At 59.2% G+C, this 5746-nt stretch carries 4 protein-coding genes; all 4 read right to left on the bottom strand.

The genetic code is table 11. The annotated features are described in order from the left end of the window. Positions 1-255: 255 nt before the first annotated feature. The 4 genes from J0I99_RS00010 to J0I99_RS00025 all read right to left on the bottom strand — a co-directional run bounded on the left by J0I99_RS00010 (position 256) and on the right by J0I99_RS00025 (position 5581). Entirely contained in the window at positions 256-753 is a 498-nt protein-coding gene (locus J0I99_RS00010) for a hypothetical protein (protein WP_291395002.1), read from the bottom strand. After that, entirely contained in the window at positions 695-2563 is a 1869-nt protein-coding gene (locus J0I99_RS00015; RefSeq protein WP_291395004.1) for an integrase, read from the bottom strand. Before J0I99_RS00015 ends, J0I99_RS00010 begins: the two co-directional genes overlap by 59 nt. 5 nt (positions 2564-2568) lie before the next feature. After that, positions 2569-4227 carry a hypothetical protein gene (locus J0I99_RS00020; RefSeq protein WP_291395006.1) on the bottom strand — a complete coding sequence of 553 codons (1659 nt, stop codon included), beginning with the start codon at positions 4225-4227 and terminating at the stop codon, positions 2569-2571. A gap of 148 nt (positions 4228-4375) precedes the next feature. Then, entirely contained in the window at positions 4376-5581 is a 1206-nt protein-coding gene (locus J0I99_RS00025; protein WP_291395008.1) for a tyrosine-type recombinase/integrase, read from the bottom strand. Positions 5582-5746 lie beyond the last annotated feature (165 nt).

Genomic DNA, 5746 nt, shown 5'->3' on the forward strand with positions numbered 1-5746 from the left:
TTTGAAGACGAGAGACGTGCACGATGACGGAGCAGTTCGGGTCGAGGATCGCCGCAGGCGACCGGCGGAGCCGGCGAGTGGGGGAGCCAAAATGCGCAGCATTTTGGGGGTACCGCTCGTGCTCGAGGCGGGCTGATCCGGCATGGTAGGATGGGATATCTGAAGTAACGGACTTTGGGTTCCACGGACTCGGACCCCAAAAAACAACCACTTGCTCATCCGATCATGGACGGTTGGATGCTTCAACGCGATCAGTCATGTCGAGCTAAGCCGCCGCACCCTGCTGATCTCCTGAACCAGCTTGGCGTTCTGCTTTTCCAGTCGAGCAACGGCCTTCTCGGAATCCAGCACACGCTTCAGCAGGCTGGCATTCTCGGTCGCGAGCAGCCGCCTTTGCTCCTGGAGCTCATGCATCGAAGCTCGAAGTGCCGACATGTCAGATTTGGGAGGCGGCCGCTGAGTTTTGGGGCGCGGTGGATTTGCGGATGCCAATTCTTCGAGGAAACTGCTGTGCTCGGCATAGATCGTGTTTCGGCTGACCTGAGCTTCGCGCGCCAATGCAGCCACTGTTACCCGGGTAGCATACCCTTCCAACGAAGCCTGTGCCACAAGCCGATCCATCGCCTGCCGAATGCGGCGCTCGGTATTTCGATGACGCGTCTCATGAGATTTCAGTCTCGCGGGCTGCTTTGTACTATTCGTCATCGCTTCCGCGACCTTGCTGAAGTTCGGCCAAAATACGGTCGCATTCATCGATCCTCATCGCTGCCAGGGCACGGCTGTCGTCGTCGAGCATCGGATGCGCCAGAAGCCGTGCGTTTTGCCTCCGGCGTTCCTCCCACACCGGCCGATGCTTTTCCGTGACGGCAAAATTGCTGCAGGTGGAACAGATGCTCTGCGTTCTGATGACCGGGTTCGGGCCTCGATCATCACCCAGGCACGATGCGCTTTCACGGCGGTAGACGCAGTAGCCCCAATCGCAACGACCGAGCCGCATGTCGGTTTCTCTCAGGATGAAGTCCACATAGTCCGCAACATCTCCGTCTCTTGTACGTCCACGGAAGCGACTGTGCGAAGAGATCGCTCGTCCGGCACGGCCGGCCGCCGTTACCGAGGTCAGCAAATCCTCAAGCGCCGTCCTTGTGTCGTTCGAGGTCTCTGCGTCGATCAGATCGGTCAGATCGAAGTCCGTCCCGACATAGCCTTTGTCGGTCATTGCTCTGGTCACGTGGCCAAAGTGCGCGGCAAGGGCATCGAGGCCGGTACGGTCACGTCGACCAACAAATCGCGCAAAGGTCTTTCGTCCCTGATGGGTCGTCAGATGCCACGGCCGTTCGTTATAAAGAGGCAGATCTATAAAGGATGCAAACGGTCCGTTGAGACGGTCAGCCAGCACAGATGATCGCGGGATGGTCATCCCGCTGCGTCCAGCCATCGCCGACAACCATAATTCCTCCCGCCCCATCCGCTGGCGGATAGGAGCAGATAGGCGTTCCAAAACAGTCACGGCCCGCACGACAGGGTCCGGCGCCACCCATCGATGCGGCGCTCCGCCCGTGCCAACGGCTGTTTTGTAGATCCGGCCGCTCAGATAAGCGAAGGATTCAGCGCCATCGGCAGCAACATGCCGCTCGATGCATCCAGCCCGCAGGCCCAAGATTTCGGAGGCTCGCGCACCAACAAGATAGGCGATGACGACAAAGCAGGCGTCGTAAATTCGAGTGACCAGGAATTGCACCAACTTCATGGTCAGCACGGGCTCCGTCCTCCACGGATTCGCTTCCGCGGGAACCGTCGCGAAGCGGAAGCTATCAAGGCGAGCGCGCATGTGACCGTGTCGCGCCTTATATCCAAATCCGCTCGAAAGGGCTTGCCTGTGGGCGTCCTCGGCTCGTTCCCGCAGCGCGATTATGTCGTCGGCTGGCGCGCCGATCAGACGCAGGGCTGCCGAGATAAGAGGAACGGCAACAGCATCCGGCGTATAGGGCATAGGCTTGGACAGTTGCCCGGGTCTCAATGCTCGGGAGCCTGTTATCGGGTCCACCAAAGGTTCAGCCGGCGCGTCAGAAAGCCAATCTCGCTGCAAATAGAGAAGGTCCAGAATCCGGATATAACCGACCGGGGTCACGGTCTCCGATAAGAGACGACCGCCACGGCCCGGACGTTGGTAAATGATGCCAAGGAAGCGCTGAGCTGCATCGCGGTCGAGGTCGCCAAAGCACCGGTAACCTTCGGCGACCATCCACCGGATCAGAATGCGCAGGATCTGGAACCGCCTGACAAGCGTCGTTCCCCTTGCACGGCGCCGACCAGGCGGCGGCGTTACGCGTAACGACCAGAGAAAGCGCCGCGCAGCCTCGCGCCAGGCGTCCCATCTTTCATCGGTAAACCGGCTTCCATCCTCAAACGCTATGCCCCAGTCGATGAGGAGATCGGCAGGTGTCGTTCCCGGCACATCCACATCCAGTTGCCAGATGCGATCCATCCACACCGATATCGTCGAGATACGGATTTCAGGATCCGAGATGCTGCTTTGCTCCAATTTAGCAGGTTTAGCCGCCATCGGGATCACTCCGGGTCAGGCAAGGGCGGAAGCGTTGCGATCATGCGCTCGGCCTCCTCGTGCATTTCAACGGGAAAGTCCGGCAGGATTTCTGCTTTGAGAATGCGGTAGCTCGGAGCGTAGATCGATCGCCAACGCTCTGCATCTAGCTGATCGCGGGCGATTTCTAACTTGCGCATCACCTGCAGGATCCGCGCCAGATGTCGGCTGTCTATCGGGATCACGAGTCCCGGACAGCTGAGACAGCCCATAAAACTGGGGCACAGGCGGCCCTGGGCGGAGCCCGGAGCCCTGCCGGCCATCGGATTAATGCAGATATGGCTGAACGCCTCGGCCATACCCTCATCATCGCTTTCGATCTGGCCGTCGATATTTCGCTCGACACCCTGGACACCTGGGCGCATCACGATCCAGCCGATCATCCGATGTTGGAGGCTCGCGATTGTTTTCTCATACATGCGTTGTGTTTCGGGGCCGCGAACATAGAGGTCGGTCGTGCTGGCTTGCGCATGATTGAGAAGCACTTGGGCCACACGGATATCACCGTCGGCTGCCTTATAGTGCTCGGTGGCGACGCTGCCACGGAACAGAACAGGAGCAAAGGACCGCATCGGTGAACGAAGCTGCTCAGGATGAGCTTCATTCCAGGCGCTAATGCTTCGATTTGAACGAGCAATAAACCTGCCGATACCGGCATCCAGCGTTTGACTACCAATCACGCCCACGCCCTTCGGGCGGTTACCTCTGATCAAAAAGAGGCGTTCACACTCCGCAGGTCGCGCATGCGGAACGAGTGGTGCGCTCATCGCCAACAGTTTCTCGACAAGATTTGGCACAGAATATCGTCGGCGCTTATCGAAAGTCCGACGCTGCGCACGTCGTAGGGTATTCCCCGCCCGGGGCTTGGCCCAATCGACGATGATCCGATCCGGGTCGAGCGGATGCGAGGCCAGGCAATCGCGTCCTATGTTTCGAAGGGAATCCGGATTGGCCGCCGTTTGAATGGCGATAGCCAAAAAGAATGGGACCAGGGTATCGACCGTCAGATGCAGGTGTTGCGCCAGCATCCGCGTGCCACCGGCGCGCCTCATCCGCCGATGTGACTGCCGCCCCGGGGCACGATCGTACCATGGCATTATTCCGCCACCCGCACGACCCGTTGCGACCAACAGCGTCTCCAGATCCCGGCGATCGTCCGCTACGCCATCATGGTCTGTTTCCAGGATTGCGCGCCCCTCCTCGAAGCGAGCCCAGGCGATGTCGATTTCGGCATAGCAGGCTCGCAGGATTGTCTTCAGCTCATGCGCTGGAAGTCGGCGCGGGACTGGTGTCCGGTGGCGACCCGGGAAAGGATTGGCCGGGAACTGCAATTGTTCTGGCATGAGATCGGCGCGATTTCGCATCGCCCACTCGAGCATGATCTTTATAGGCACGTAGCGGCCATGCCGTGTCGATATTCCCCAAGGTTGCCCCGTCGGCGATCTCTGTCGATCAAGCCACGCGACATAGCGACCTACGGCCTCTGTCGTCAGTGCCGCAATCTCAGTGATTTCGCCGTCTTCAGCAGCGAAACGGGCAAATGTACGAAGCGATTTCCAGTACCCTTTCCGGGTCGCCGTGGCGGCACTGGCGAATGATGCGCGGAAGGAGTCGGCAAAGACCATCGTAAGGTCGACCGCGAGGCCAAGCCGACTGAAGTCGAATATCTGTGCGACGCTGCCCCACTCATCGCGGAAAGTAATCGCAACACCGCTTGAGATCGGCTCGTCGCAAGCCGGGGCAGCCGCAAAGCGCCGATCTATACGTGGCCGGTTAGACCGCATCGGGAATGACCTCACCGTAAAGATACTCGATGCTCTCGGCGATTTCGCGATGATGCAGATCCACGCAACGCAGGTAGATGGATGTTGTCTGGATCGAGCTGTGACCGAGGAGAATCTGCAGCACTTTGAGCGGATTGATCTCCGGCTTTTTAGCGGCGATCCGTTGGAGGCGGGCGAGCATCGTCGTCGCAAAGGTATGGCGAAGCCAGTGCAAGCTGCCATCGACCTTAGCGGCTTCAAACCCCGCCGCAAAGACTGTGCTGAGGTGCGCTCGCGTCACACCACCACCACGCCTGTTCAAGAACAGGAACTCACTCGGTTCATAGGCTGAAGAGATGTGTCGACGCTTCCGAACCAGAGCGGCTCTTTCTTCACCGGCATACCAGTTTGTACGATCGACAAGACGGATCGGTGGATAGATTGTCCGAGGTCGGCCGCCCTTCGTGATCGCCAAAGGTACACCTATCAGCGGATGATCCGTCGCATCCAGCCTCTTGCTGTCGGGCAATTGCGCGACCGTCAAGGCGCACAGCTCCATCCGCCGCATGCCGGTACAGACTGCCCATTCCGCCATCAGCCTATAGGGCATGGAAAGATGCCCGAACAGTCGCGCGAGCTGATCGGCTCGAAGCGCGCGCGGTAGCTTTTCGAATTCGGCAACAGTCAAGATGTTCGCAGCAACAACCGCTGATCGGGCATCTGCATGAGTTAGCAGAGCCTGCTTGCGCCCGGAGGTAATCCGTACATCGATCATGCGGAATGGCAGGTGCTCGACCCAACCGCGTTGATGCGCCCAATTATAGAACCGGCAGATAGAGCGAATGCGATCATTGATCGTGGACCGCGCATAGGGCCGGCCGGTATAGGGACTGGGCTGTTCCAGCATACGATTTCGGTAGGCCGCAATCATTTCCTCATCGGCCAGCCTCCAATCCAGATCGGACTGTTCCAGACTGTCGAACCAATCGTATAAGTGTTCCGCGTAGGTGCGCACCGTGTCTGGAGAATGCGAGCGGCCTGGAATGGTGGCCAACTCCAGAAGGTAGGCGAAGGCTGCCTCGATAATTTCCATGCGGCCGGACATCAGGATGGGAAACCCGGCAGGAATGCCGGGCTGCCCCTTCGTCGCAGGAATAACCATCACCATGAGCTTTATCCCTATGTGCGGCTCGCCGACCGTGCCCGCGTTGACCACAGGTACCTCCCGCGCATCGCTGCGTCGGACTCGTGTGGTCACTCCGCGATGCGCGGGGCCCTCCTGTGGACACCGTGCAAGCTCACCGATAATGGCCTCACAAATGCACGATGATTGCAGCGGCAACGAGACAATCAGGACACTTCTTGGAAATGCATTCTAACC

This window comes from Devosia sp. (genome assembly GCF_017307495.1).
Taxonomy (GTDB): domain Bacteria; phylum Pseudomonadota; class Alphaproteobacteria; order Rhizobiales; family Devosiaceae; genus Devosia_A.

What these genes read in the sequence shown, in the direction of transcription:
- J0I99_RS00010 (WP_291395002.1), bottom strand. Translation starts at nt 753, where the DNA reads ATGAATGCGACCGTATTTTGGCCGAACTTCAGCAAGGTCGCGGAAGCG.
- J0I99_RS00015 (WP_291395004.1), bottom strand. Translation starts at nt 2,563, where the DNA reads ATGGCGGCTAAACCTGCTAAATTGGAGCAAAGCAGCATCTCGGATCCT.
- J0I99_RS00020 (WP_291395006.1), bottom strand. Translation starts at nt 4,227, where the DNA reads ATGGTCTTTGCCGACTCCTTCCGCGCATCATTCGCCAGTGCCGCCACG.